The 369-nt window shown below is 59.1% G+C and carries 1 protein-coding gene; it reads left to right on the top strand.

What is annotated here, in order from left to right; all coding sequences use genetic code 11:
* Positions 1–369 (top strand): NAD-dependent epimerase/dehydratase family protein (locus CN692_RS26485; protein ID WP_218923564.1); only part of this gene is annotated, 369 nt, incomplete at both ends.

Raw genomic sequence — 369 nt, forward strand, 5'->3', positions numbered from 1 at the left:
GCATGACTGTGTTGATTGCCGGGTGCGGCGACCTTGGAACCGAAGCCGGACTGCGTTTCGCAGCGCTGGGCCATGAGGTGATCGGTCTCCGCCGTTCTCCGGAAAAGCTCCCCGCGGGGATTCGGGGCATGCGCGCGGACCTCTCATGTGAAGTCCCAGTCGTCCCAGGCGATGTGAACATTGTTGTGGTCGCTGTAGACGCCGATTCCTCCACCGAGGAGGCATACCGGACAGCGTATATAAAAGGCTTGCAAAATATTCTGGACGCCTTGAAACGCGATTCTGTCGAACCGGCCCGCATGCTATTCGTCTCCTCCACAGCCGTATATAAGGACTCCGACGGAGCGGTGGTGGACGAATCCACACCCA

It is taken from the genome of Bacillus sp. AFS002410 (genome assembly GCF_002556365.1).
Taxonomy (GTDB): domain Bacteria; phylum Bacillota; class Bacilli; order Bacillales; family Bacillaceae_G; genus Gottfriedia.